The organism is Cellulosimicrobium sp. SJTW-1, from assembly GCF_047716875.1.
GTDB classification, from domain to species: domain Bacteria; phylum Actinomycetota; class Actinomycetes; order Actinomycetales; family Cellulomonadaceae; genus Cellulosimicrobium; species Cellulosimicrobium funkei.
This window is the reverse complement of the sequence record NZ_CP136680.1, coordinates 3,100,101-3,125,739: the sequence shown is the minus strand read 5'-3', so window position 1 is coordinate 3,125,739 and position 25,639 is coordinate 3,100,101. Positions and strand designations below refer to the sequence as shown.

Below are 25,639 nucleotides of genomic sequence, written 5' to 3'. Positions count from 1 at the left end.
CACGCGGGCGGGCCGCTCGGGCCCGCCCGCGCGACGGTCGGCGCGCAGCACGGACCGCGCCCACCGGGTGGTGGGCGGGTCGTGCGGCGCGGGGCGCCGGGCGTCAGCCCTTGACGGCGCCCTGCATGATGCCCGCCACGAGCTGGCGGCCGGTGAAGATGAAGATGACGATGAGCGGCAGTGTGACGAGGAAGATGCCGGCCATGACGAGCGAGTAGTCGACGAAGAAGTTCGACTGCAGGGACCGCACCACGAGCGGCAGCGTCGGGTTGTTCTGGTTGAGCACGATGGACGGCCAGAAGAAGTTCGTCCACTGCTGCACGAACGTGAACAGGCCCAGCATCGCGGCGGCCGGGCGGGCCGCCGGGAGCGCGATGGACCAGAACGTGCGGATCATGGACGCGCCGTCGACCCGGGCCGCCTCGATGAGCTCGTACGGGAGAGCCTCGCCGAGGTACTGCGTCATCCAGAAGACGCCGAACGCCGTGACGAGCGCGGGCACGATGACGGCCTGGAGCTTGCCGATCCACCCGAGGTCCGACATGAGGATGTACATCGGGATGACGCCGAGCTGCGTCGGCACCGCCATCGTCGCGATGACGAACACGAGCAGCGGGCCGCGGCCGCGGAACCGGAGCTTCGCGAACGAGAAGCCGGCGAGCGTCGAGAACAGCACGACCGAGAGGGACGTGAGCACCGCGACGACCACCGAGTTCCAGGCGGCCTTCCAGAAGTTGATCGCGTCCGAGCTCATGACGTCGGCGAACCGGTCGAACAGGCTCGCGTCGGGCAGGAGCTGGGGCAGCGCGCTGCGCGAGATCTCCTCGGGCGTCGAGGAGCCGAGGATCAGCGTGAAGTACAGCGGGAACACCGAGATCAGCAGGACGATCCCGAGGATGGTGTACGTGACCCAGCGCGGGCGGCGCTGCGTGCCGCCGACGTTCTTCCCGGCGCTCCGGCGGCGGGACGCGGCGCGGGCCGCGCCCGGGCCGGCGGTCTGGGCGATGACGGGGACGGAGCTCATCGCTTCCTCCGGTCGGTCGGGCTGGCGGCGGTCGGGACGGACGCCTCGGTCCCCGCGGCGGAACGCTGCGCGGACATGGCGTCCTCGGCGCGCAGGCGCTTGCGCGCCTCCTGGCGGCGACGCACCCAGCGTGGCGGGCGCGGCTGCGCGTTCGACGTGGCGATCCGCCGGGTGACGAGGAAGTTGACGATGCCCACGAGGATGATGAGCAGGAACAGCAGCCACGCGACGGCGGCCGCACGGCCGAAGTTCTTCTGGTTGCCCCACGCGACGTCGTAGAGGTAGAGCACGGTCGTCATCCACTGCCGGTCGGCGCCGCCGAGACCCTGCGCGTCGAACATGCGCGGCTCGTCGAAGATCTGCAGGCCGCCGATCGTCGACGTGATGACGACGAAGATGATCGTGGCGCGGATCTGGGGGACGGTCACGGAGAAGAACTGGCGCACGCGCCCGGCGCCGTCGATGATCGCGGCCTCGTAGAGCTCGCGCGGCACGGCCTGCATCGCGGCGAGGAAGATCAGCGCGTTGTAGCCGGTCCAGCGGAAGTTCACCATCGACGCGATGGCGACGTGGCTCGCGAGGGCGTCGGCGTGCCAGCGGATCGGGTCGACGCCGACGAGGCCGAGCAGCTCGTTGATGAGCCCGTACTGGTCGGCGAACAGGCGGCCGAAGATCATCGAGACCGCGACGGGCGCGACGACGTACGGCAGCAGGACGCCCATGCGCCAGAACGTCGCGGCGCGCAGGTTCTGGTCGAGCAGGGCCGCGATCGCGATCGCGGCGATGACCTGCGGCACGGACGAGAGCACGAAGATCGAGACGGTGTTGCGCAGGGACTTCCAGAACGTCGGCTGCGCGAGGACGTCCGTGTAGTTCTGGAGACCGACGAAGTCGCCCTGGCCGCCGAGCAGGTTCCAGTCGTAGACCGACACCACGGCGGTGTACACGAGCGGGAAGAGTCCCGTGATCGCGAACAGGATGAAGAAGGGCGAGATGTAGAGGTAGGGCGAGACCTTGACGTCCCAGCGGCTGAGGCGCTGGGAGAAGCCGACGCGGCGCGGCGTGCGCGGCGGCGGCCCGCTGAGCCCCGGCGAGGGCTGGGTGGGCGTGAGGACGGCCATGTGGGATTCCTGGGCTGCTCGGTGGCGCTGGGTGGCTGCGGGTGCGGGGCGTCGTCCGCGGGCGGACGCGCGCGGGGCCGGGGGCGGCAGGTCGTGCCGCCCCCGGCCCCGTCAGGTCACAGGCCCAGGTCCTGGAAGGACTGGAGCGTCTTCTGCCACGAGGAGGCGGCGTCGTCCGTCTTCTCGACGTCCACGCGCTTGATGCCGTCCTGGACGGTCGTGTGGATCGAGAAGTAGTTCGCGCCCTTGAACGGCGCGCTGTCGATCGCGAGCGCACGGTTGACGAAGATCGTGCCGACCGGGGCGTCGTTGAAGAAGTCGTTCGTGAAGGACTGCACGGCGTCGGACTCCTGCGCCTCGAGCTGCGACGGGAACGTGCCCGCGTTCTCGAAGGCCGTCGTCTGCTGCGCCGGGTCGGTCAGCCACGCGGCGAGCTCCTTGGCCGCCTCGGCGTTCGGGCCGGAGGCCGGCACCGTGAGGAACGAGCCGCCCCAGTTGAGGCCGCCGCCGGGGAAGACGTCCGCGACGTTCCAGCCGGTGACGCCGCCCGAGCGCTCCTCGACCGGGCCGGTCATCCACGCGGGGCAGATCATCGTCGCGAAGCCGTCGTTCTGGAACGCGGCGTCCCAGTCGCCCGACCACTGCTCGAGGCCGGCGGAGAGCTCGTTCGTCGTCGACTGCTCGAGCACCGTGTCGTAGATGTCGATGATCGGCTGGTTGGACGCGAGGTCCTTGGGCGTGCCGTCGGACTCCTCGTAGGCGTTGTCGATCTGGTTGACCATCGCCTGCGAGATGGACATCGCGGAGTCGTACCAGGCCGCGTCGCTCGCAGCGACGAAGGTCTTGCCCGCGGCGAAGTAGTCGTCCCACGTGGCGTCCTCGCCACCGAGGAGCTCCGCCACGCCGGCCGGGTCGCTCGGGAGGCCCGCGGCCTCGAAGAGGTCCTGGCGGTAGCAGATCGCGCTCGGGCCGATGTCGGTGCCGTAGCCGATGAGCTTGCCGTCGGTCGTCGTCGCCTGCTGGACCTTCCAGTCCACCCAGCGGCCGTCGAGCGACGAGTCGGTGAGGTCGGTGAAGAGGTCGGGGTACTGCATGAGCTCCGGGAGCCAGTCGACCTCGATGGCCTCGATGTCCGCGAGGCCCTCGCCGCCGGCGGCGAGCTTCGTGGTGAGGTTGGTCCGCGCGTCCTCGGACTTGGCGGCCTTCGTCTGCTTGACGGTGACGTTCGGGTGCTCCGCGGTGTACGCGGCGAGGAGCTCGTCCGTGTAGCCGAAGTCGTTGAACGTCGCGACGGTGAGCGTGATCTTGTCTCCGTCGCCGGAGCCCGTCGCGTCGTCGTCCGAGCCGGAGCCGCTCGAGCACGCGGTCAGGGTGAGGGTGATGGCCGCGAGGCCTGCGACGGCGGCGATCGCCTTGCGGGGCCGGCGGGTCGTACGGGTGCTGCTCAGCACGGTGACTCCCTTGTCGGTGGGGCGGGTCGTGGCAGCGCTCCCACCTCCAATGTGGTAGCGCTTCCACACAACGGCCTGATCGTGCGTTCCCGCCCGAACCCGTGTCAAGCCTGGGTCGGGTCCGCACGGGTGTGGTCGCGCTCCCACCCAGGTATCGCCGCAGGTCAGGGCGTTGCAGCGACCTACCAGTTGGTCGGGTTCTGTGGAAATCGTTACCGGTTCGAGACCGGTCGCCGGGCGGGCGTCGCCGGGTCGCCGGTCAGGTCCGGCCGGGCGCCGCTCGGTCGGTGGTCAGCGCGACAGCCACGCGAGGCCGGCGGACTCCTCCGCGGCGAGGGCCGTCCGCACGGCCTCGGCCGCGGCCTGCTCGATCGCCCCGCCGAAGAGCGGCACGTTGGCCTTGACCTCGCCGTCGTAGCGCTCTACGGTGCCGTCCCCCTCCGGGGAGAGCGTCACGGTGCCCGTGAGGCGCACCGGTGCGCCCGTGATCTCGAGCGACACCGTGCCCGACCGCTCGCCGTCGCGCTCCGGCTCCCAGGCCTCCGCCTGCCGGATCTCGAGACGACCCCCGACGAACGAGCGGACGTGCGCCGGGATCTGGTCCGTGGGCAGCGTCCGCCGCACCGTGACGGTGAACCCCTCGTCCGGTCCGCCGGTGACGTCCACCTGCTCGACGTGGGCGCCCTCTCCGCCCGAGCGGGCGGCGCGCCAGCGGACGAACTCCTCGTCCGCGAGCATCGCCCCGACGGCGTGGACGGGGGCGGGGTAGCGGAGCTCGACGCTCAGGTGCACGGGACCTCCTCGGGCCCTGCGCCGGCCCGTGACGGACCGGCCGACGGGACGGCTGACGGTTCGGGCGACCGCGCACGCGGGCGCTGAGGGGACTCTACCGGTCGCGCCCCTCTACGCTGGGGTCCGTGTCTGCCATGAGTGACCTCATCTCCCGCCACGCCGACCTCAGCCCGGCGGACAACGAGTGGTTGCACCTGCTCGTGGGCGACTGGCAGGTGATCTCCGACCTCGCGTTCGCCGACCTCGTGCTGTGGCTGCCCACGAGCGACGGCAACTTCGTCGCCGTCTCCCAGTGCCGGCCGTCGACGGGCGCGACCGTCCACTACGACGACATCGTCGGGTCGTTCGCCCCGGAGGGCCAGCGCCCGCAGCTCGAGCGCGCGCTCACCGAGGTGCGGTCGCAGCGCTCGCGCGAGCCGCGCTGGTTCGGCGCGTACGCCGTGCGCGAGGAGGCCATCCCGGTCCTGCACTCCGGGAAGGCGATCGCCGTCGTCGCGCGGCAGACCAACCTCGGGAGCGGGCGCACGCCCAGCCGCCTCGAGCTCAACTACGTCGAGGCCGCGGACGACCTCATCGCGATGATCTCGCGCGGGGAGTTCCCCTTCCCGAACGCCGCGACCGGTCCGCGTCGCGGCGCGCCGCGCGTCGGCGACGGCCTCATCCGGCTGAACTCCGAGGGCGAGGTCCTCTACGCGAGCCCCAACGCGCTGAGCTGCTTCCACCGCCTGGGGGTCATCGGCCCGCTCGTCGGGCGGTCGCTCGCCGAGGTGACGGCCGACCTCATCGAGCACCAGACCCCCGTGGACGAGTCGCTCCCGCTCGTCGTCATGGGCCGCGCGCCCTGGCGCACCGAGATCGAGGCGCAGCGCGTCGCGCTGTCGCTGCGCGCGCTCCCGCTCACCGAGTCCGGCCAGCGCATCGGCGCCGTCCTGCTGTGCCGCGACGTCTCGGAGCTGCGCCGCCGGGAGCGCGAGCTCATCACCAAGGACGCGACGATCCGCGAGATCCACCACCGCGTGAAGAACAACCTCCAGACCGTCGCGGCGCTCCTGCGGCTCCAGGCCCGGCGCATGGACGTCCCCGAGGCGCGCGCGGCGCTGGAGGAGGCGATGCGCCGCGTCGCGACGATCGCGCTCGTGCACGAGAGCCTGTCGCAGACGCTCGACGAGGAGGTGGAGTTCGACGACATGGTCGGTCGCGCGCTGCGCCTCGCGGCCGACGTCGCCTCCGCCGACACGAGCGTGCGCACCGTCCGCACGGGGAGCTTCGGGCTCGTGCCCGCGGAGGACGCGACCCCCCTCGCGCTCATCCTCACCGAGCTCGTCACGAACGCCGTCGAGCACGGCCTCGCGAAGCAGGAGACCGGCACGGTCGAGGTCGCGGTCGAGCGCGACGGCTCGGCCCTGCGGATCGTCGTGTCGGACGACGGCGTCGGCATGCCCGACGGCGACGTCGCGCGAGCGGGCAAGGCCGCCAAGAGCGGACTGGGCTCGCAGATCGTGCAGACCCTCGTGACGAACGAGCTCGGCGGCACCATCGAGTGGTCGCCGCGGCCCGGCGGGGGCACCCAGGTCGTGCTCGCGCTCGTGCTGCGCGACGGCAACCGCCAGGGCTGACCGGCCGGCACGACCGGGGCCGCCGCGCGGAGGCGCGCACGGCACGGGTCGCGGAGCGGAGGCACCGCACGACGACGGGCCGCCACCCCGGGGGGTGACGGCCCGTCGTGCTGCTCGACGCCCGGAGGCGGAGCGGCGTGTCAGCCGGCGCGGCGTGCGCGCGCGGTGCGGCGCTTGAGGGCGCGGCGCTCGTCCTCGGAGAGACCGCCCCAGACGCCGGCGTCCTGGCCGGACTCGATGGCCCACTTGAGGCACGTGTCGACGACGTCGCAGCGGCGGCAGACGGCCTTCGCCTCCTCGATCTGGAGGAGCGCAGGGCCGGTGTTCCCGATGGGGAAGAACAGCTCGGGGTCTTCGTCGAGGCAGGCTGCGCGGTGGCGCCAGTCCATGTTCGTCGTCTCCTTCGGGCAGAGGGGAGCCTGGTCGCGAGGTGATGACTCGTCGCTGGGCGACCCGGCAGGGGGCTGCCCGGGCCAAGGGCTCGAGGCGGGGGTGATTGATGCTTGAACCAGGTTCACACCTCGTGAAGCACAGCACAAGGGGTTACGAGAAAGTTTCCGTCGCATGAATCGTGAGGCCTTCGTCACACGGGTGTGAAGCCGCAGGTCGGCGCGTACGCTGGGTGATCGTGCCCTCCCGCGAGCCCTCCGGAACCCCGCCCGAGCCCCGCCCGACGCCCCCGGGACCGTCGTCCGACGGGGGGTCGCGGCCGCCCGCGCTGACGGCGCTCGTCGCCGGGGTCGGCATCGAGATCGCCGCGCTCGCGGTGGGCGCCGTGCTGATCCTCGTCGAGCTCCTCCGCGGTGGTTCGCAGTCGTTCGGGGTGAGCGTCTTCCTCGTCGTCTTCGCCCTCGGCGTGGGGGCCGTGCTCGCCGCGAGCGTGCGCGGGCTGCTGCGCGGGCAGCGCTGGGCGCGGTCGCCCGTCGCGACCTGGCAGATCCTCCAGGGGGTCGTCGCGGTCAGCTCGCTCCAGGTGGGCGTGACCCCGTGGGTCGTCGTCGCGCTCGTGCTCGCCGTCGTGGTGCTCGTCCTCCTCATGCTGCGTCCCGTCGTCGAGGCGACCACGCGCGACGTCCGCCCGGCTGCCTGACTCCCGGCGCGCTGCTCGATTCCGGCGCGCACGCCTGCGGCCCGGCCTGTTCGCCTGACGGCCCCGGAGGACCGGCCCTGCCCCCGCCGTGGCCGACGCTGCGCCGGGCGCGGCTCTCGTCCGTCACGGGCGGGCGACCTGGAGCGGCGCCAGCCACGCGCCCTGGACCAGCACCCCTCGGCCCGGTCGGGGTCGGCCGGGTTCGGTGAGCCACTCCAGCCCGTGCCCGAACACCTCGGCGCTCCCGCGTTCCCGCGGCGCGAGGACGATCCCGCTGCGCGCCCCGCGCAGGTCCGCGAGCGGACCGCGCAACGCCGAGGCCGCGGCGCCCGTGGTCGCCGACGCGAGCAGCACGAGCCCGTCCCGGCACAGCGCCGCGAGCCGGTCGGCCTCCAGCACGCAGAGCTGGGTCAGCACGTCCAGGTCGTCGACCACCACGACCCGCGGCGCCGTCGCCCTGCTCGGGAACGTCGCAGCGCCCTGACCTGCCTCCAGCGTGTCGAGGAGGCGCGCGACGTCCGCCGGCGCGTACCGCCGCACGACGATCGCCCCGTTCCGGTTCCCGTTTCCGTTCCCGTTCCCGTTCCGGATCCCGTTCCCGCTCTGGTTCCCGTTGCTGCTGCCGCTCGCTCTCCAGTCGGTCGTCCCGCTCCCGTCCCGGTTGCCAGGGCTGTTGCTGCTCGCCCTCCCGTCTTTCGTGCCGTTCCCGCTCCTGGCCCGGCCGGTGGTGCGCGCGGTGCGCCCGGGGGCAGGCATCGCCGCGCTCGCCAGCACGTCGTCGCGGCTCACGACCGCGCGGAGCGAACCGGTGGCGGCCGCGTGCCGGGCGAGCAGCGCGAGCGTGCTCGTGCGGCCGCTCCCGGGCGGCCCGACGACGAGCGCGCCCCGCGCGACGTCCATCCACAGCGTCCGGCCGTCGTCGCCGCCCCGGCCGACCGCGACGTCCGCGGCGCCTCGACCGACCGGGTCGCAGGTGGGTCTCGGGCCGGGCGCGACGTCCGTGCCGTCACGGTCAGTCGAGGCGACCGCGAGGCCGGGGTCCGTCACGACGAGGACGGTGCCCGCGTCGATCCCGCCCGACGCGTGCCCGGCCACGTCGAGATCGGCGGTCCCGACGTCGTCGGGCAGCGGGTGCAACCGGAACGCGCCCCGGCGGAGTGGCGCCGGGCGCCGTGCTCGTCCTCGCGCGACGGTCGGTGGCAGCACGACCTGGCACACGAACGGGTCGCCCGGCCCGAGCCACACCGCCCGGCCGGGCGGTCCGCCTTGCCCGGCGAGCGCTGCTGGCACGCCCAGCGACACGTCGTCGTGGCGGTCGCGCGAGGCCAGCACCGCTCTGACACCGACGAGCGACGCCAGGCCGCCGACCGTCGGCCCGCTCGCGCTCACGGCGACCGCCGTGGGGGAGTCGGCGAGCACGTCCGCGAGGGCGTCGGCGCCGGCTCCGCCCGCGACGCCGGCGAGCACGCCCCGCACGGCCTCGACGTCGTCCACGAGGAGGAGGGTGCGTCCGGTCGTGCGGTCGAGCCCCGCGGGTCGGGACTGACCGTCGTCGTGACCGGCTAGGAGCCGGAGGAGGCGGACGACACGGCGCGGGTCGCTCCGGTCCACGACCGTGCCGGTGCCGGGGTGCGCCGCGAGGTCCGCGAGCCCTGACCCGATCGCGTGGACCGCCCAGCCGCGGTCGAGCGCGGCCAGCCCGACGGTGCGCAGGGCCGTGGTGCGGCCCGACCGGGGTCGGCCCTGGACCGCGAGATGACCGTCGCGCGGGTCCCAGCGGACCACCGTGCGGCGCTGCAGGGCCGGCAGGTCACCGAGTGCGACGGGCAGCGTGCGGTCGTCGGAGCGCACCGCCTCGCCGTCGACCCTGGCGATCCCGTCGATCCCGTCGACCCTGGCGAGCTCGTCGGGCCCGACGCGGGTGGGCAGGGCGGGGAGCCATGGCGCGGGGTGCGGGCGCAGTCCCGAGCGCTCCGCGACCTCGCGTGCCGCCGCGACGAGGAGCGGCAGGTGGTCGTCCGCGGACCCGGGCGCGGGCCCGTCCGCGCTGCGGTGCGGGCCCCACGGGTCCGCGAGCCGCACGTGCGCCTCCGGGCGGGCGAGCGGCCCGCCGGCTCGTGCGCACTGCACGGCCACCGGCGGCTCGGCGCCGCGGCGCAGGATCAGGCGCCCGGGCGTCGATGCCGGGACGCGGGCGGCGTGCGGCGAGTCGACGACGTCGCGCGAGTCGGCGACGTCCACGACCCGGAGCGCGAGCCGCAGCGTGACGTTCGCCCGTACGTCGGCGCTGACGGCGCCCGCGGGCCGCTGCGTCGCGAGGACCAGGTGCACGCCGAGCGACCGGCCCTGCGCGGCGACGCGCAGCAGCGCGGGCACGAGGTCGGGCAGGTCGTCGGCGAGCGCGCGGAACTCGTCCACCACGACCACGAGCCGCGCGAGCCGTCCCCGGGGGAGGGCGTCGATGCTCGCGACGTCCGCCGCGGCGAGGATCCGCTCGCGCCGGTGCAGCTCGGCCCGGAGGCCGGCCAGCGCCCGTCCCGCGAGCCCCGGGTCGAGGTCGGTCACCTGGCCCACGACGTGCGGCAGCCGGCCGCACGCCCCGAAGCTCGCGCCACCCTTGAAGTCGACGAGCGCGAACGACAGCTCGTCGGGCGAGCGTCCGAGCGCGAGCCCGGCGACGAGGGTCTGCAGGAGCTCGGACTTCCCGGCGCCCGTCGTGCCGGCGACGAGCACGTGCGGGCCGTCGTGGACGAGGTCGATGGCGACCGGCGCGCCCCCGGGTCCGACGCCGAGCACGGTCCGCAGGCCGTGCCCGTCCCGGCGGGCCGCGTCCTGCCAGCGCTCGGCGACCCACGTCGCGAGCCGGTCCGGCGCTCGCGGAGCGCCCAGCAGCGGACCGAGCGCGACCGCCGACGGCAGCGACCGCGCCGTGGGGTCGCCCGGGTCGGGCTCACCCGCACGGTCGCCGTCCCCGGTGCCCAGCCGGCCGAGGTGCTCGGCCGCGGCGAGCCGCCGCGCGAGGCCGAGCGCCCACCCGGCGCTCACGCCGACGTGCTCGCGCGGCGTCCGGGCTCCGTCGGGACCCGTGACGACGGGGACGGCTCCGGTGACGTCGACGAGCGTCCGGCACCACGCCGGGACCTGCGTCCGGTCCCCGAGCACCAGCAGCACGTCCGTGCCCGCGGGTGCGCACCTCTCCCACGCCCGGGCGAGCTCGCCCGCAGGCACCGGGCCGTCGACGACGACGAGGCCGGGCGGGTCGGCGGCGGCCACGGCGTCGAGCGTCCGGACGGCGCGGGCGTGCGGCAGCCAGCGGCACCACGACCACGCGGGTGCGTCCTGCGCCGCGGGCCGCACCGTCAGTGGCGCCCCCGACGCGAGGACCTCCACGAGCAGGGCCCGGGCCGCGGCGAGCGCGACGTCCCGGGGCCCGACGACGGCCACGCACCCGTCCGGCAGCCGGACCCGCGACGGGCTCGTCCCACCCGGCGCCGCGAGCGGCGCCCCGCCGCCGGCCGCGCCCACGGACCCGCCCGACGTCGTGCCGACGGTCGTTCCCGGCGCCGCCCCCGACGACCCGGCGCGCGCCGAGAGAGCGCCCGCCGCCCCCGCCCCCGCCAGGTCGGCGCCCGGGGCGAGCCGGGCGACCGTCGCCCAGAGCAGGACGTCGGCGGGCCGGGGGTGCAGCGGGTCCACCGGCACGGTGCTGGGGGCGGCCCCGACGTCCGGCGGGGCCCCGGACGGCGCGGCGCGCTGCGCGGCGCGGCGACGGCGTACCTCGGCGAGCGCGGGACCGAGGACCGCGAGCGGCCCCACGAGCGCGAGCAGCGCGAGGAGCGGCTGGCGCAGCGCCACCGCGAGCCCGATCGACGCGACGGCTGGCACGAGCGCGGTCGCGAGCTGCGCCGTCCCGAGGCGGCCGGCCTCGACGGGACGGTCCGGACCCACGGCCGGTCCGGACCGCGGACCGTGCACGAGCGCGGGCCGCGCGCGCAGGGCGTACGCGCCGTCGGGCGTCACCAGGGCGCGGCCGTCGCGCCAGCGCACCGCGCGCCACGCGCCCACCCGCCGACCGGCCCGGGCCGGGCGCGCACGGAGGAGGGCCGCGTCGTCGGGCACCCGGCGCGTGCCGCGCGGCACGCGCACCCGTACCCGGGGCCCGCGCCGCGTGGTGCGCCAGCGGACGTCGAGCCGGTCGACGCGGGTGCGTCCCCGGTCGCCGTGCCCGACGGCGACGAGCCGCCCGGCGTCCGGGCCGCCCAGGACCGCGACGTGCCGGGGCGCCGCGAGCACGTCCTCCGGCACCGGCCCGTCGTCGCGGCCCCGGGGGTCCGACCCCGCCCGCACGACTGTGACCGTCGCCCCGGGCAGCAGCGGGCGCGTGCCGCAGCGCTGGTCGTCGTCGACGGGGACGCCGTCCACGGCGAGCGGTGCCGTGCGCAGCTCGGGACGGCACCCGAGGTCGGCGAGAGCGGGTCGCGCGTCGCCGAGGCGCGTGCCCGCGGCGAGCAGGACGTCCGTGCCCGGGTGGACCGTCACGCGTACCCACGCCCCGCCGTCGGTCCCGGGCGCGGGCGTGCCGCCCGGCGGTGCGCCGGGAGCGAGGGGCGGGGCGGGGGAGAGCACCCGGCGATCGTGCCCGACGGCGGTCCGCGCGGGCCGCGCACGACCGCGCCCCTGTGGACGGGGGTCCGTCCACAGGGGCGCGCGTCGGCCGACGGCCGGTGGGGCGTGTCGCTCAGTCCACGGCGAGCGCCGCGACGGGCGACGTCCGGGCCGCGGTGCGGCCGGGGACGACAGAGGCGACGAGCCCCGCGACGAGCGCGACCACGAGCACGAGCGCGATGTCGCGCCACGGCACGGCGAGCGACACGTCACCCATGACGCTCAGCGCCGTGGCCGCTCCGGCCCACCCGTAGAGGACGCCCAGCACGATCCCGAGGACCGCCCCGACGCCCGCGATGAGCATGCCCTCGATCGCGAGCATCCAGCGCAGCTGGGAGCGGCTGAGGCCGATCGCCCGGAGCGTCGCCGACTCGCGCCGCCGCTCGATGACCGAGAGCGAGAGCGTGTTCGCCACGCCGATGAGCGCGATGACGACCGCGACCGCGAGCAGCCCGACGATGACCCCGAGGATCGTGTCGATGACGCTCTGCATCGCCGCGCGCTCGACGGCGATCCCGGCGACCTCCACGGGCGTGTCCGACTCCACGACGGCGTCCTGGATCGCGGGCACCACCTGAGCGGCGGCGCCGGTGTCGTCGAGGCCGACCCACAGCCGGGACATGAGGCTCGTCGGGTCGACGGCGCGCGCGTCGTCGACGGTGAGCAGCCCGCCGGAGCCGATCCCCCCGGTGCGGACGACCACGTCGAGCGTCTCGCCCGTCGGGCCCGTGAGCTCGGCGGTCTCGCCGTCCGCGAGACCGTAGTTCTCCGCCTCGCCCTCCGAGAGGAGGAACGTCCCCGGACCGAAGGCCGCGAGGTCGTCCGGCGTCCGCACCACGGAGCGCGCGGCGTCGGGGTCGACCCCGTGGAACGACGTCTCGGTGCCGTCCGGCATGGTCACCGTCGCGGCGTACAGCTCGACGACGCGGGACACGCCCTCGGTGCCGGACACGGCGCGCACGACGTCCGACGGCACCGGCTCACCGGTCGACCCGTACGCGTCCGTCGCGAGCATGACGTCGACGGGGTACTGGTCGTCGAGCGCGGCGTCGAGCGAGGTGCGGGCGCTCGCGGCGCCGGTCGACATCATCGCGACGAGCGTGACGCCGATGAGCAGCGCGGTGCTCGTCGCGGTGGTGCGGCGCGGGTTGCGCAGCGTGTTCGCGGTGGCGAGGCGCGCCGTCGACCCGGTGCCCGCGAGCAGGCGGCCGACGAACGACACGACGGCGGGCAACCAGTAGACCGCTCCGACGAGGACGCCCACGAACGACAGCGCGCCGCCGGCGACCCCGGCGAGGAGCCCGATCTCGGGCTTGTCGGTGAGCCCGAGCCAGATCCCGCCCGCGAGGACGGCGACGCCGCCCAGCGTGAGCAGGGACGCGATGACGAGCCGCACGCGGCCGCCGCCGCGCAGGATGCTCGGCGCGTCGGCCGGGCGCAGCGCCTCGAGCGGGGCGACGCGGGTCGCGGCGCGAGCGGGGGCGAGCGACGCGACGACCGTCACGAGCGTGCCGACCACGAGCGGCACGAGCACCACCACGGGCGTGACCGTGATGGTCGCGGGGACCGGGACGCCCAGGTCGGCGCCGCGCGCCACGAGGAGCGCGATCTGCGTGAGCAGGCCGCCCAGGACGATGCCGGCGAGCGACGACACGACGCCGAGGATCGTCGCCTCGGTGAGGACGGACCGGGCGAGCTGCGACTTGTTCGCGCCGACCGCCCGCAGGAGCGCGAGGGTGCGCGTGCGCTGCGCGACGAGGACCTGGAACGTGTTCGCGATGACGAGCGCGGCGACGAGCAGCGCGACGGCGGCGAACGAGAGGATGACGTACGTGAAGACGTCCTGGTCGCCGGTCATCTTGCGCGCCTGCTCCTGCGCGTGCTCGTCCGGCGTGACGGCCTTCGCCCCGTCCGGCGAGGCGGCGACGAGCTCGGCGCGCGCCGTCTCGAGGTCCGTGGCGGGCGCGAGGGCCACCATCGCCGACGAGTAGGTGCGGGCCGGGTCGTCGGGCGTGGCCTGTGCGGCCTCCCAGGCGGCGACGTCCTCGGCCGGGACGACGACGGCGCCACCCATCTGGGCGTACGCGCCGTACGGGTCGTCGGTCGTCCCGACGACGGTCAGCTCGTCGCGGACCTCCGTGTAGTCGCCGCCGTCGGGCGCGGTCTCGTCCCACACGTTGCGCGAGCTCGTGACGGTGTCGCCGATCCCGACGCCGAGGCGCTCGGCCACGGCGGTGGGCAGCGAGACCTGGCCCGACGCGGTGGGCATCGAGCCCTCGACGACCTCGAGCGCCTCGAAGCGCGGGTCGGACGGCGCCGGGACGCCGAGCTGGAACACGCGCTTCGCACCGTGCGAGAGGTCGAGGTAGGTGAACGCCGTGGCGTCGACGGCCTCGACGCCGGGCACGGAGCGCAGGGCCTCGACGTCGGGCGCCGTGAGGTCGTCCGGGGCGGACACGACGAGGTCGGCGTCCGCGTACTGCGCGGCGATCGAGTCGTTCGTGGTCTGGGTGATGACGTTGCCCGCGATGAGCGTCGCCGTGACGAAGGCCGTCCCGATGACGATCGCGACGCCGGCCGCGACGAGGCGGCCGATGCTGCGGCGCATCTGCGCCAGGGTGAGCCGGAACATCAGGCGCGCACCGCCTGCGGGGCGGGGCCGTCGGTGCCGGCGTCGAGCGTGCGGAGCGCGTCGAGCCCTGCGAGCACCGACTCCGGCGTCGGGTCCGTGATGTCGCCCGCGATGCGCCCGTCGGCGATGAGCACGACGCGGTCCGCGTAGGCCGCGGCCGTCGGGTCGTGCGTGACCATGATGATCGTGCGGCCGAGCTCGCGCACCGAGCGGCGCAGGAAGCTCAGCACCTCCGCGCCCGAGCGCGAGTCGAGGTTGCCCGTCGGCTCGTCGGCGAACACGACCTCCGGGCCGGCGATGAGGGCGCGCGCGATGGCGACGCGCTGCTGCTGCCCGCCGGACAGCTCGCTCGGACGGTGGCTCAGGCGCGCCTCGAGGCCGAGCGTGCGCACGAGCGTCTCGAACCACGCACGGTCCACCTTGCCGCCCGCGAGCTCCACGGGGAGCGTGATGTTCTGCTCCGCCGTGAACATCGGCAGGAGGTTGAACGACTGGAACACGAAGCCCACGCGGTCGCGGCGCAGCTGCGTGAGCGCGTTGTCGTTGAGCCCAGTGACCTCGGTGTCCCCGATGAAGGCGTGCCCGCTCGTCGCGGTGTCGAGGCCCGCGAGCAGGTGCATGAGCGTCGACTTGCCCGAGCCCGACGGCCCCATGATGGCCGTGAAGTGCCCGCGCTCGAAGTCCACGTCGACGCCGTCGAGCGCGTGCACCGCCGCCTCGCCCGTGCCGTAGGTCTTGCGCAGCGTGCGGGCCCGCACCGCGGGCGGGCCGGCGGGGGCCGGGTCGGTGGGTCGGTACACGGTCGTGTCCACGTCGTCTCCTGGTTCGTCGTGCCGCACGCGGACCGGTGGTCACGGGCGTGCGTCGGGATCGTGGACGACGCTACGGAGAGGGCCCGGCCCGCCGCGTCCGGCGACGGTCGGGTCATGGCCGCGGGCCGGGTCATCCTCTGGTCGTAGGAGTGCCCCGCCCAGGGTGGACACGACGACGCCCCACCGGTCGGGGACCGGTGGGGCGCGGGCGGAGCGGGTCAGGCGCCGGGGCGCACGAGCCCCGTCTCGTAGGCCGTCACGACGGCCTGCACGCGGTCGCGTGCGCCGAGCTTGGCGAGGATGCGCCCGACGTGCGTCTTGACCGTCGCCTCGGCGACGAACAGGTCGCTCGCGATCTCGGTGTTGGAGCGGCCGCGCGCCATGAGCACGAGCACCTCGCGCTCGCGCTCGGTGAGGCCCTCGACGGCCGCGTGCGCGGGCGAGTCCTGGACCTGCTCGGCGGGCAGCGCCGTCACGAGGTGCTCGAGCAGGCGCCGCGTGGACGACGGCGCGATGACCGCGTCACCGCGGTGCACCGTGCGGATCGCGGCCAGCATCTCCTCGGGCGGCGCGTCCTTGAGCAGGAAGCCGCTCGCGCCCGAGCGGATGGCCTCCAGCACGTACTCGTCGAGGTCGAACGTCGTGAGGACGATGACCTTGGGGGCGTGCGCGCCGTCGGCCGCCGCGGCCGTGAGGCGGGCCGTCGTCTGGAGCCCGTCGAGGTGCGGCATGCGCACGTCCATGAGCACGACGTCGACCGGGTGGTCCGCGAGCAGGCGCAGCGCCTGGAGCCCGTCGCCCGCCTCGACGGCGACCGTGAGGTCGGGCTGGGAGTCGATCACCATGCGGAAGCCCGCGCGCACGAGCTGCTGGTCGTCGACGAGCGCGATGCGCACGGGGGCGTGCGGCTCGGCGGCGTACGCGTCGCCGGGCACGGGGAGGGCGTCGGTCATGGTGTCCTGTCGGTCGGTCCGGTCGGAGGGCTCGCGCGCGGGTCAGGGGGGCGGCGGGGGCGGGGCGAACAGGCCCGGCGCCGGTCCGGTGGCCGTCCTGCCCGGTCCCATCCTGCCCGACGGTCCCGACCTGCCCGGCAGCGCGGGCCCCGACGGCACGGGGCCAGACGGCGCGGGGCCCGGCGGCACAGGTCCCGACGGCGCAGGTCCCGACGGCACGGGGCCGGGCGGCACGGGCGCGCGACCGGGGACCGGCGGCACGGGCAGGCGCAGGTGCACGCGGAACCCGCCGCCCGCGCGCGGCCCCACCTGGACGGACCCGCCGAAGAGCGCGGCCCGCTCGCGCATCCCGAGCACGCCGTAGCCGCCGGAGCGGGCGTCCTGCCGGGCCTCCGCCGCGCTGGAGGCGCCCCGGCCGTCGTCCTCGACCTCGAGGTCGAGGGTCGTGGCGCCCCAGCGCACGACGACCGTGACCTCCGGGTCCGGTCCCGCGTGCTTGAGGACGTTGGTGAGCGCCTCCTGGCAGACGCGGTAGACCGTGAGCCCGGCCCCGGGCGGCAGGGTGCGCGCCTCGCCCACGCGCACGAACGACACGCGCATCCCGCTGTCGCGCACCTGGGCGACGAGGCTCTCGAGGTCGGCGGCGTCGGGCTGCGGCGCGCGCTCGAGGGCGGCCGGCGGGGGGTTCCCCGGGAGCTGCTGCGTGGCCGCACCGGGTCCGGACGGCGAGCCCGGGCCGAGGACGCCGCCGCGCCCCGCGGGCAGCGCCAGGGTGCCCCCGGGCCCGACGGCGGCCCCCGGCGCGGGCGGGCGCGGCGGCTCGGACCGCAGCACGCCGAGCAGACGACGCATGTCGGCCAGGGCGGTGCGGCCCGTCTCCGAGACGGTCGCGAGCGCGCGGGCCGCGGCGTCGGGGTCGTGGGCGGCGGCGTACCGGCCGCCGTCGGCCTGGGCGATGATGACGGACAGCGAGTGGGCCACGATGTCGTGCATCTCGCGGGCGATGCGCGCCCGCTCGGCGGCGGTCGCGATCTGGGCCTGCTGGTCGCGCTCGACCTCGAGCCGCTCGGCGCGGTCGACGAGCGCGGCGATCGTCTCGCGCCGGGACCGCCGCACGAGGCCGAACGCCCAGACGGCGAGGAACGTCATCCCGCCGAACGCGGACGTCAGGAAGACCATGAGCGCGAGGTCGGTGAGCCGGCCCGACAGCAGCCCGAGCGCGACGCCCAGGACCACCGCGCCGACGAGCGAGGCGACGATCGCGGTGCGGTGCGCCCAGCGCGGCCCGTAGACCGTGACCGAGTAGAGCGCGACGAGCACGGCGAAGTCGGCGGGGAAGATGAGGAGGTAGCCCGCGAGCAGGTGCACGAGCGCGACCGAGTACACCGTGACCGCCGACGCGAGCGGGTGCGAGCGTCGCCAGGGGAGCGGCGCGAGGAGCAGCACGGCCCAGAACGCGGCCCAGCCGCCGCTCGTGCCGACGCCGCTCGCACCCGACGCGGAGAACGCCGCCGACGCGGGCACGAACACCACCGCGAGGACGAGCGTGACGGTGAGGTCCACACCGAAGCGGTGCTCGTCGGACCACTGCCCGAGGCGCTCGTACCAACCCATGCGTCCAGCCTAGGCAGGGGGCGGTCGCGCGGCGTCCGACCAGGGTCGCAGAGTTCACCGGGCACGATGGGACCGAAGTCGTACTGATGCCCTAGCATGAGCGAATGACCCACGTACTGCTAGCGGAGGACGACCCGGCGATTGCCGAACCTTTGGCGCGCGCACTGACACGTGAGGGTTACAACGTCGTCGTCCAAGGAACTGGTCAAGGGGCGATCGACTCGGCCAGCGGTGCGGACATCGTGGTGCTCGATCTGGGCCTTCCGGACATGGACGGCCTCGACGTCGCACGCGAGATCCGTCACAAGGGCCTGACCACGCCCGTGCTCGTGCTCACCGCGCGCGCCGACGAGGTCGACCTCGTCGTGGGGCTCGACGCGGGCGCCGACGACTACGTCACCAAGCCGTTCCGCCTCGCGGAGCTCCTCGCCCGGGTCCGGGCGCTCCTGCGGCGCTCGCACGGCGAGCAGGTCGACGAGGAGGAGCTCGCGGCGCAGGACGTCCGCATCGACGTCTCCGCGCACCGGGCGTTCCAGGGCGAGCGCGAGCTCCACCTGACCACCAAGGAGTTCGAGCTGCTGCGCGTGCTCGTCGCGAGCGCGGGCTCGGTCGTCGTCCGCGACGCCCTGATGCGCGACGTGTGGGGCTCGGAGCCCGTCGGCTCGACGAAGACGCTCGACATGCACGTGTCGTGGCTGCGTCGCAAGCTCGGTGACGACGCCAACGCGCCGCGCTACATCTCGACCGTCCGGGGCCTCGGCTTCCGCTTCGAGACCGGCGAGAGCTGACCGTCCCCTGACGGGACGAGGGACACGGGGAGCGAGGAGCAGCGTGCGGCGTCGGATGCTGCAGGCGACGGTGGCGGCCGTGGCCGTCGCCGTGATCCTCCTCGGGTTCCCCCTCGCCTTCTACGGCGCCCGGTTCGTGCTCCAGGGCGAGGTCGACGACCTCTCCTCGCGCGTCGAGCGCCTCTCCCGGTCCATCGACGCGCGCCTCGCGACGGGTGACGAGATCCCGGACCACGTCATCGAGGACGCGGTCCAGCCCCGCGCGAGCGACCCCCCGGCGCACGTCTACGTCGCGCTGCCCGACGGCACGGTGCTCACGGCGGGCGACGAGGTCACGGGCCGCGAGATCGAGCAGCCCCTGCACTCCGACTCCGGCGCGCTCGTGACCCTCACCGTCTCCTACTGGGACGCCTACCTCCGGGCCGCGCAGGTCGTGCTGCTCGTCGTGGCCGCGGCGATCGTCGCGTTCGCCGCGGGCATCGGGATGGCCGTGTGGCAGGCGAACCGCATCGCCGCGCCGCTCGTGTACCTCGCGGCGTCGGCGGAGCAGCTCGGCTCGGGGCAGGTGCGCCCACGGCTCGAACCCTCGGGCGTCGAGGAGATCGACCTCGTCGCGGCCGAGCTCGCGCGCAGCTCCGACCGGCTCGCGGGCCGGCTCGCCGCGGAGCGTCAGTTCGCGGCCGACGCGTCGCACCAGCTCCGCACGCCCCTCACGGCCCTGAGCATGCGGCTCGAGGAGATCTCCCTCGCGTCCGACGACCCGGCCGTCCAGGAGGAGGCGCGGATCTCCCTCGAGCAGGTCGAGCGGCTGGTCGGGGTCGTCGACGACCTCCTCGCGTCGTCACGGCGCGCGCAGGGCGGGACGACGGAGGCGGTGAGCCTGCTCGACGTCGTGCACCAGCAGGAGGAGGAGTGGGTGCCGACGTTCGCCAAGGCGGGACGCCGGCTCGTCGTCGACGTGCCGCCCGAGTACCAGGTGCTCGCGACGCCCGGCGCGCTCGCGCAGGTCCTGGCCACGCTGATCGAGAACTCCCTCAAGCACGGCGGCGGCACGACGACGGTCCGCGCGCGCCCGTCCGGCACGAGCGGCGCCATCGTCACCGAGGTGTCCGACGAGGGCGCGGGCGTCCCCGACGACCTCGCGCCGCGCATCTTCGAGCGTGAGGTCACCTCGGGCGCGGGGACCGGTCTCGGCCTCGCGCTCGCCCGGGACCTCGCCGCGTCCGACGGCGGCCGCCTGGAGCTGGCGCAGCGTCGGCCCGCGGTCTTCGCGCTCTTCCTCGCGGGGGTGCCGCGGCGCCTCGACCCGCGCGTCGTGCTGCCGACGGGGACGGCCGTCGCGGCCGGTGGCCGGCGCCGGCGCCGACGCGGCTGACACCTCCGGGACGCGTGCGGCTCAGTCGGCCCGCACGTCCGCAGGAGGGCGAGGGGCGTCGTCCGCGGGTCCCGTGGGGGGCTCGACGTCGGGGCTGTCTCCCGTGAACACGAGGTGGCGGTACGCCACGTAGCGGAACGCCGTGCCCAGGGCGAGCCCCACGACGTTCGCCGAGACGTTCTTGGCGAGCGGCGACGTCAGCCCGAGCGCGTACGTCGAGATCGCGAGGCACCCCACGGCGATGAGCATGCCGCCCACGTTGACGACGACGAACGCCGCGAGCTCGCGCCCGCGCGACTGCGTGCGCCGGTCCGAGAACGTCCAGTACCGGTTGCCGACCCACGCCACGAGCGTCGCGACGGCGACGGAGACGATCTTCGCGGTGAGCGGCTTGTGGCCGAGCAGCTCGCCCGGGCCGAAGCTCAGCAGGTTGAACAGGCCCAGGTCGACGACGTACGCGAGCGCGCCGACCGACCCGAACTTCGCGAGCTCGCGGACCCGCGCCAGCACGCGCTCGCGGCGCGACCCGGACGTCGCGGACGTCTCCGCTCGCCGGTCCAGGTCGTTCACCACCCCTCGAGGCTACCGGCCGGTCCTGGGCCCCGCCCGGGTGCCGTCCGCCGTCCGTCCGACGGGCGGTCGAAGGAGGGCCGTCCCGCGGCCAGGCATTAGGGTGGGTGCACGTGGCAGCCCCAGTGATCGCCGTGGTCGGCGGAGGACAGCTCGCACGCATGATGGCCCCGGCGGCCGGAGAGCTCGGCGTGCACCTGCGCGTGCTCGTGGAGGCCGCGGACTCGTCCGCGGCCCAGGTCGTCGTGGACGCGCCCGTCGGCGTCGCGTCCGACGAGGCCGCGGTCCGCTCCCTCATCGCCCCCGCGGACGCCGCCCCGGCCGACGTCCTGACGTTCGAGCACGAGCACGTCCCGAACGCGCTGCTCACCGACCTCCTCGAGCACGGCACGCCCGTGCGCCCGGGCCCGGACGCGCTCGTCCACGCCCAGGACAAGATCGTCATGCGCCGCCGGCTCACCGAGCTCGGCGTGCCGTGCCCGCGCTGGGCCGCGCTGCCCACAGAGCCGGCCGCGGCCCGGGCCGCGCTCACCGACTTCCTCGCCGAGGTCGGGGGCGAGGCCGTGGTGAAGACGGCGCGCGGCGGGTACGACGGCAAGGGCGTCCGCGTGGTCTCGACCGCGGAGGGCGGCCCCGAGCAGGTGGCGGAGTGGATCGAGGCCGCTGCGACCGACGGCCCCGAGCTCCTCGTCGAGGAGAAGGTCCCGTTCACGCGCGAGCTCGCGGTGCTCGTCGCCCGGCGCCCGAGCGGCGGAGCGGACGGGCGGGGCGAGGTGCGCACCTGGCCCGTCGTCGAGTCGATCCAGCGCGACGGCGTGTGCGCCGAGGTGATCGCGCCCGCGCCCGGCCTCACCGACGCCGAGGCGGAGCGTGCGCGCGCCGCCGCCGTGCGGATCGCCGAGGGGCTCGGCGTCACGGGGGTGCTCGCGGTCGAGATGTTCGAGGTCGCGGGGGAGGAGGGCCCGCGCGTGCTGGTCAACGAGCTCGCGATGCGCCCCCACAACTCCGGCCACTGGACGATCGACGGCGCGGTGACGAGCCAGTTCGAGCAGCACCTGCGCGCCGTGCTGGACCTCCCGCTCGGCGACACCGCGGCGACCGCGCGCTGGACCGTGATGGCGAACGTCCTCGGCTCGACCCTCGACGAGCTCACCGACGCGCTGCCCGACGTCCTCGCCGCGTTCCCCGACGCCCGGGTGAACCTCTACGGCAAGGGCGTGCGCCCCGGGCGCAAGCTCGGCCACGTCAACGTGAGCGGCGACGACATGGACGAGGTCCGGCGTCGGGCCCTGGCCGCTGCCGCGACCCTGCGGGGCGAGCGCCCCGCGACCGACCCGAACGAGGAGCGCGCATGAGCCAGAACCCTGTCGTCGGCATCGTCATGGGGTCGGACTCCGACTGGCCCGTCATGGAGGCCGCCGCCGACGCGCTGGCCGAGTTCGACGTGCCCGTCGAGGTCGACGTCGTCTCCGCCCACCGGATGCCCGTCGAGATGATCGACTACGGCCGCACCGCCGCGGAGCGCGGCCTGCGCGTGATCGTCGCGGGCGCCGGGGGAGCGGCCCACCTGCCGGGCATGCTCGCCGCCGTCACGCCCCTGCCCGTCATCGGCGTCCCCGTGCCGCTGCGCCACCTCGACGGCATGGACTCGCTCCTGTCGATCGTGCAGATGCCCGCGGGCGTCCCCGTCGCGACGGTGTCCGTCGGCGGCGCGCGCAACGCGGGCCTGCTCGCCGCGCGCATCCTCGCCGCGGGCACCGACGACGACGCCGCGCGGCTGCGCGAGCGCATGGTCGCCTTCCAGGCGGACCTGGGAGACCAGGCGCGTGCCAAGGGTGCCCGGCTGCGCGCGTCGCGCGCCGGCGGGCAGCGCACCGGCTTCGGCGCCTGAGCCGAGGCGTCAGCCCGTCGGCTGCGGGAGGCCGCCCACCCGACCGGGTGCGAGGTTGCCGTCCCGGATGTCGACCCAGAACTGGCCGACCGTCTCGGGGTCGAGCTGCACGGTCGACCCGAGGTTGCCGCCGGGGCGGAAGTCGGGGTTCGAGATCGGCGGGGTGCCGGTGATGCCGTCGGGCCCGTTGGCCTTGCGGAAGGCGAGCGCGAGCTTGCCGAGGTCCACGATGCCGGTCTTCTCGTCCACGGTGAGGGCACCCAGCCCGGAGTCGAGCAACGAGACCTGGTCGCCCGGGCGGAAGAGGATGCTGGGGTTCGCCGCCTGCGAGCTGATCGCGCCGATGACCTGGCGCTGACGCTCGGCCCGTCCGATGTCGCCCTGCGGGTCGGAGTAGCGCATGCGCGAGAACGCGAGCGCGGTGTGCCCGTCGGCGACGTGGCAGCCCGCCGTCCAGACGAGCTCGCTCTTCGGGTCGTCCACGTCGTAGTCGAGGCACAGCTCGACGCCGCCGACGGCGTCCACGATCCCCTCGACACCGCCGAACCCGACCTCGACGTAGTGGTCGACCGTGAGGCCCGTGAGCTGCTCCACGGTCTGCACGAGCAGCGCCGGGCCGCCCCAGGAGTACGCCGAGTTGAGCTTGCTCGACCCGTTGCCCGGGATCTCCGCGTACGTGTCGCGCGGCAGGCTGATGAGCGCGACCGGGCCGCTCGGCGGCGCGTGGAGGACCATGATCGTGTCGGTGCGGGCGCCTTCGGTGCCGTCCTCGCTGATACCGTCCCCCCGCGCGTCCGACCCGGCGAGCAGGTAGGTGTTGCCCGCCGTGCCGGGAGCGCCGGAGAGCGCCTCCACGTGCTGGATCTTGCCGTTGGCCCAGAGGAGGAGGCCGACGGGCCAGGCGAGGAGCGCGACGATGACGACGCCGGCGACGAGCCCGACGATGCGGCCCTTGCGGACGCGGAAGCCGCCGCCCGGACGGGACGCCCCGGTGGCGGCGGGCGGGCGTCCGCCGCCCGGGCCGCCGGGGCCGGCCGGGCGCGGGCGAGGTGCCGCCGTGGGTCGACGTCCCGCGGTCGCGGTCGCGGCGCGCGCGCTCGCGTGCGGGGACGACGAGACGCGAGCGGGAGCCGAGCGCTCGGGCGACCGCGCCGGCGCGACGGACGGGGGCAGCGCCGAGGCCGCGGGCTCGCTCCGAGGTCGTGCGCGCCCCGCGGGCGGCGCCGGCGGCGGCGTGCCCTGGCGGGCCGGGGTCACGGGGATCTCGCGCGACGACTGGCGCCGGATGCGTGGCTCGGCCCGGACGGCGTCGTCGGGCACCGGCCGGGCCGGCGGTCGGGGGCGACCGCTGTTCCCGACGGCGATCGCGTCGTCGGCCGACGTAGGCCGGGGCGAGCGACCGCCCTGGGGCGTGAAGCTCGGGGGCAGCGACCGGGGATCGCGGGAGTCGGTCATGGGATCACCCGCACTGCGCGGTCTCGTCGGCGGCGGAGAACGCCTCCTTGCCGGCTTCCTTCGTCTGCACCGGCGCGGGCTCGTCCGAGGCGGTGTCCGGCACCGGGGCGTCGTCGCCCTCGCTCGCCGGTGGCGCGTCGGTCGCGGCGTCGTCCGCCGGCTGGTCGGCCGCGGGGGCGGGCGTCACGATCGGCTCGTCCGCGCGCACCTTCGCCCACAGCTCGTCGGCCTCCGAGGTCCAGACGACCTTCGCGTCGGGGTCCCGCGGGTCCGGCGCGTTGGGAACGGTCATGAAGGTGATGTTGCCACTCGTCGCGCCCCGGAGGCTGAAGGCGAGCCCGGCGAGGCTCGGGATCGACGAGAGGTTGTCGCTCGTCGTCAGCGACCTGGTGCCCGCGTCGACGAAGCCGTAGATCTGGCCGAGGTCCGAGAGCACGTTCTTCGACAGCACCTGGTTGACCGTCGCGGCGAGGAGCTGCTGCTGCCGGCCGATGCGGCTGAGGTCCGACCCGTCGCCCACCCCGTACCGGGCGCGCGCGAAGCCGAGCGCCTGGGCACCGTCGAGCGTCTGCCACCCCGCGGCGAGCTTCAGGTCCGCCTTGGGGGAGTCGATCGCCTCGGGGATGCACATGCGCACCCCGCCGATCGCGGACACCATGTTCTGGAAGCCCGCGAAGTCGACGACGACGAAACCGTCGACGTAGACGTCGGTGAGGCTCTCGACGGTCTGCATGGTGCACGCGGCGGCGGAGTCCACGTCGCCGCCGACGGTCGCCCCGTTGGCGAACGCCGCGTTGAAGCGGGTGTTGGCGGGGGCGGTCGTCTTCCCGCTCGTCGTGTTGCACGCCGGGACGTCGACGCGCGAGTCGCGCGGGATCGAGATCATCTCCACGCGCGAGCGGTCGGCGGACACGTGCACGAGGATCGTCGTGTCCGAGCGCATGCCCTCGACGCCCTCGACGTCGTGGCCGTTCTCCCCGCCGCGCGCGTCGGACCCCATCACGAGGATGTTGAGCGGCTTCCCGGCGTTCGGGTCGCTCGGGTCCGGGGTGGTCTGCGCGGGACGGTCGTCGAGCAGGTCGAGCGCGCTCGACGACGTGATGTTGCCCTGGATGTTCGACAGCGCCGAGGCGCCGCCGACCGCGCCGAACGCGAGGACGGCCGTGGCGACGAGGCCCACCGAGCGCGCGACCCGGTGGGTGCGCTGCCGCCTCGCGTGCGCAGGACCGCGCGACGGCCGGGAGGCCGCGGCGCTGCGGTTCTGGGCGCGGGAGCGTGGGGTCACGGGCATCGAGCATAGGCGGACGCCGCGACGCGCTGGCGCGTGCACGGGGCTCGCGGCGTGGAGGAGTTGTGGAACCTACGGTTCCGACCGGGGACGCGTGGGCACCACGCCGTCGTCGATCGTGGCGGTCCGCGCGGACTCGTCGTGCTCGAGCTGGCCGACCGAGTCGTCGACGCGCTCGAGCGTGGCCTCGGCCAGGCCGAGCTCGCGCGTGAGCACGGTGATCTTCCGCTCGAGCTGGTTCGTGCGCCGGTGGCTCGTCGCGATGAAGCCGACGAACGCGATCACCAGCGCGTAGAGCAGCAGGTCGGTGCCTCGCCCGACGTCGAGCAGGTTGGCGACGAAGGTGAGCCACTCCGGGAAGAGGATCGCGAGGACCGCGCCGATGACGAACGCGACGAGCAGCAGCCGACGGATCGCCTGGTGCCGGGCGTTCGCGGTCGACCGGGTGAGCAGCACGGTCACCACGACGACCGCGACGACGAGGATGATCTGGATGAGCATG

General features: G+C 75.2%; 20 protein-coding genes. 6 read left to right on the top strand and 14 right to left on the bottom strand.

Features of this window, described 5'->3' with window-relative positions; genetic code table 11:
• Positions 1–103: 103 nt before the first annotated feature.
• From RSE42_RS14095 to RSE42_RS14080, 4 genes are all read right to left on the bottom strand, one after another.
• Entirely contained in the window at positions 104–1,024 is a 921-nt protein-coding gene (locus tag RSE42_RS14095) for a carbohydrate ABC transporter permease (protein ID WP_034651858.1), read from the bottom strand.
• Positions 1,021–2,145 carry a carbohydrate ABC transporter permease gene (locus RSE42_RS14090; protein WP_051027891.1) on the bottom strand — a complete coding sequence of 375 codons (1,125 nt, stop codon included), beginning with the start codon at positions 2,143–2,145 and terminating at the stop codon, positions 1,021–1,023. Before RSE42_RS14090 ends, RSE42_RS14095 begins: the two co-directional genes overlap by 4 nt.
• A 116-nt stretch (positions 2,146–2,261) precedes the next feature.
• Positions 2,262–3,596: an ABC transporter substrate-binding protein gene (locus RSE42_RS14085; protein WP_034651856.1), complete on the bottom strand. Its 1,335-nt coding sequence runs from the start codon at positions 3,594–3,596 to the stop codon at positions 2,262–2,264.
• Positions 3,597–3,887: 291 nt separating this feature from the next.
• Positions 3,888–4,388, bottom strand: a complete 501-nt coding sequence (locus RSE42_RS14080; RefSeq protein WP_021481970.1) for a DUF2505 domain-containing protein — start codon at positions 4,386–4,388, stop codon at positions 3,888–3,890.
• Between the two features lie 134 nt (positions 4,389–4,522).
• On the opposite strand from RSE42_RS14080, the gene RSE42_RS14075 reads away from it, so the two are divergent.
• Positions 4,523–6,004: a sensor histidine kinase gene (locus RSE42_RS14075; RefSeq protein WP_085387501.1), complete on the top strand. Its 1,482-nt coding sequence runs from the start codon at positions 4,523–4,525 to the stop codon at positions 6,002–6,004.
• Between the two features lie 140 nt (positions 6,005–6,144).
• Here RSE42_RS14075 and RSE42_RS14070 read toward each other — a convergent pair whose 3' ends face one another.
• Positions 6,145–6,393 (bottom strand): WhiB family transcriptional regulator, encoded by a 249-nt coding sequence (locus RSE42_RS14070; RefSeq protein ID WP_021481972.1) that lies wholly within the window; start codon positions 6,391–6,393, stop codon positions 6,145–6,147.
• Between the two features lie 239 nt (positions 6,394–6,632).
• On the opposite strand from RSE42_RS14070, the gene RSE42_RS14065 reads away from it, so the two are divergent.
• Positions 6,633–7,094, top strand: a complete 462-nt coding sequence (locus tag RSE42_RS14065; protein WP_228485038.1) for a hypothetical protein — start codon at positions 6,633–6,635, stop codon at positions 7,092–7,094.
• 123 nt (positions 7,095–7,217) lie between these two features.
• Here RSE42_RS14065 and RSE42_RS14060 read toward each other — a convergent pair whose 3' ends face one another.
• The 5 genes from RSE42_RS14060 to RSE42_RS14040 form a co-directional block, all read right to left on the bottom strand.
• Complete coding sequence (locus RSE42_RS14060) at positions 7,218–11,720, bottom strand: FtsK/SpoIIIE domain-containing protein (RefSeq protein WP_415296696.1); 4,503 nt, start codon at positions 11,718–11,720, stop codon at positions 7,218–7,220.
• A gap of 112 nt (positions 11,721–11,832) precedes the next feature.
• Complete coding sequence (locus RSE42_RS14055; RefSeq protein WP_415296695.1) at positions 11,833–14,391, bottom strand: ABC transporter permease; 2,559 nt, start codon at positions 14,389–14,391, stop codon at positions 11,833–11,835.
• Positions 14,391–15,203, bottom strand: a complete 813-nt coding sequence (locus tag RSE42_RS14050) for an ABC transporter ATP-binding protein (RefSeq protein ID WP_144722728.1) — start codon at positions 15,201–15,203, stop codon at positions 14,391–14,393. Before RSE42_RS14050 ends, RSE42_RS14055 begins: the two co-directional genes overlap by 1 nt.
• A 218-nt stretch (positions 15,204–15,421) precedes the next feature.
• A complete protein-coding gene (locus RSE42_RS14045; RefSeq protein ID WP_051028602.1) occupies positions 15,422–16,156 on the bottom strand; it encodes a response regulator in 735 nt (244 codons plus the stop codon).
• A 42-nt stretch (positions 16,157–16,198) separates the two neighbouring features.
• On the bottom strand, positions 16,199–17,770 hold the full coding sequence (locus tag RSE42_RS14040; protein WP_415296692.1) for a sensor histidine kinase: 1,572 nt from the start codon (positions 17,768–17,770) through the stop codon (positions 16,199–16,201).
• Positions 17,771–17,874: 104 nt separating this feature from the next.
• Between RSE42_RS14040 and RSE42_RS14035 the strand changes: the two genes are divergently transcribed.
• Both RSE42_RS14035 and RSE42_RS14030 read left to right on the top strand, forming a co-directional pair.
• Positions 17,875–18,558, top strand: a complete 684-nt coding sequence (locus RSE42_RS14035; protein WP_031316534.1) for a response regulator transcription factor — start codon at positions 17,875–17,877, stop codon at positions 18,556–18,558.
• 43 nt (positions 18,559–18,601) lie between these two features.
• Positions 18,602–19,933, top strand: coding sequence for an ATP-binding protein (locus RSE42_RS14030; protein ID WP_085387506.1), 1,332 nt, complete (start codon positions 18,602–18,604; stop codon positions 19,931–19,933).
• Between the two features lie 21 nt (positions 19,934–19,954).
• Here RSE42_RS14030 and RSE42_RS14025 read toward each other — a convergent pair whose 3' ends face one another.
• A complete protein-coding gene (locus RSE42_RS14025) occupies positions 19,955–20,506 on the bottom strand; it encodes a GtrA family protein (RefSeq protein ID WP_391516201.1) in 552 nt (183 codons plus the stop codon).
• Positions 20,507–20,616: 110 nt separating this feature from the next.
• On the opposite strand from RSE42_RS14025, the gene RSE42_RS14020 reads away from it, so the two are divergent.
• Complete coding sequence (locus tag RSE42_RS14020; protein ID WP_415296689.1) at positions 20,617–21,858, top strand: 5-(carboxyamino)imidazole ribonucleotide synthase; 1,242 nt, start codon at positions 20,617–20,619, stop codon at positions 21,856–21,858.
• On the top strand, positions 21,855–22,394 hold the full coding sequence (gene purE / locus RSE42_RS14015; RefSeq protein ID WP_074807746.1) for a 5-(carboxyamino)imidazole ribonucleotide mutase: 540 nt from the start codon (positions 21,855–21,857) through the stop codon (positions 22,392–22,394). Before RSE42_RS14020 ends, purE begins: the two co-directional genes overlap by 4 nt.
• Before the next feature lie 9 nt (positions 22,395–22,403).
• Here the strand turns inward: purE and RSE42_RS14010 are convergent, their stop codons facing one another.
• From RSE42_RS14010 to RSE42_RS14000, 3 genes are all read right to left on the bottom strand, one after another.
• A complete protein-coding gene (locus RSE42_RS14010; protein WP_415296687.1) occupies positions 22,404–23,849 on the bottom strand; it encodes an LCP family protein in 1,446 nt (481 codons plus the stop codon).
• Positions 23,850–23,853: 4 nt separating this feature from the next.
• Positions 23,854–25,140, bottom strand: coding sequence for an LCP family protein (locus tag RSE42_RS14005; protein ID WP_415296685.1), 1,287 nt, complete (start codon positions 25,138–25,140; stop codon positions 23,854–23,856).
• A 69-nt stretch (positions 25,141–25,209) separates the two neighbouring features.
• Positions 25,210–25,638 (bottom strand): DUF2304 domain-containing protein, encoded by a 429-nt coding sequence (locus RSE42_RS14000; protein ID WP_415296683.1) that lies wholly within the window; start codon positions 25,636–25,638, stop codon positions 25,210–25,212.
• Position 25,639 lies beyond the last annotated feature (1 nt).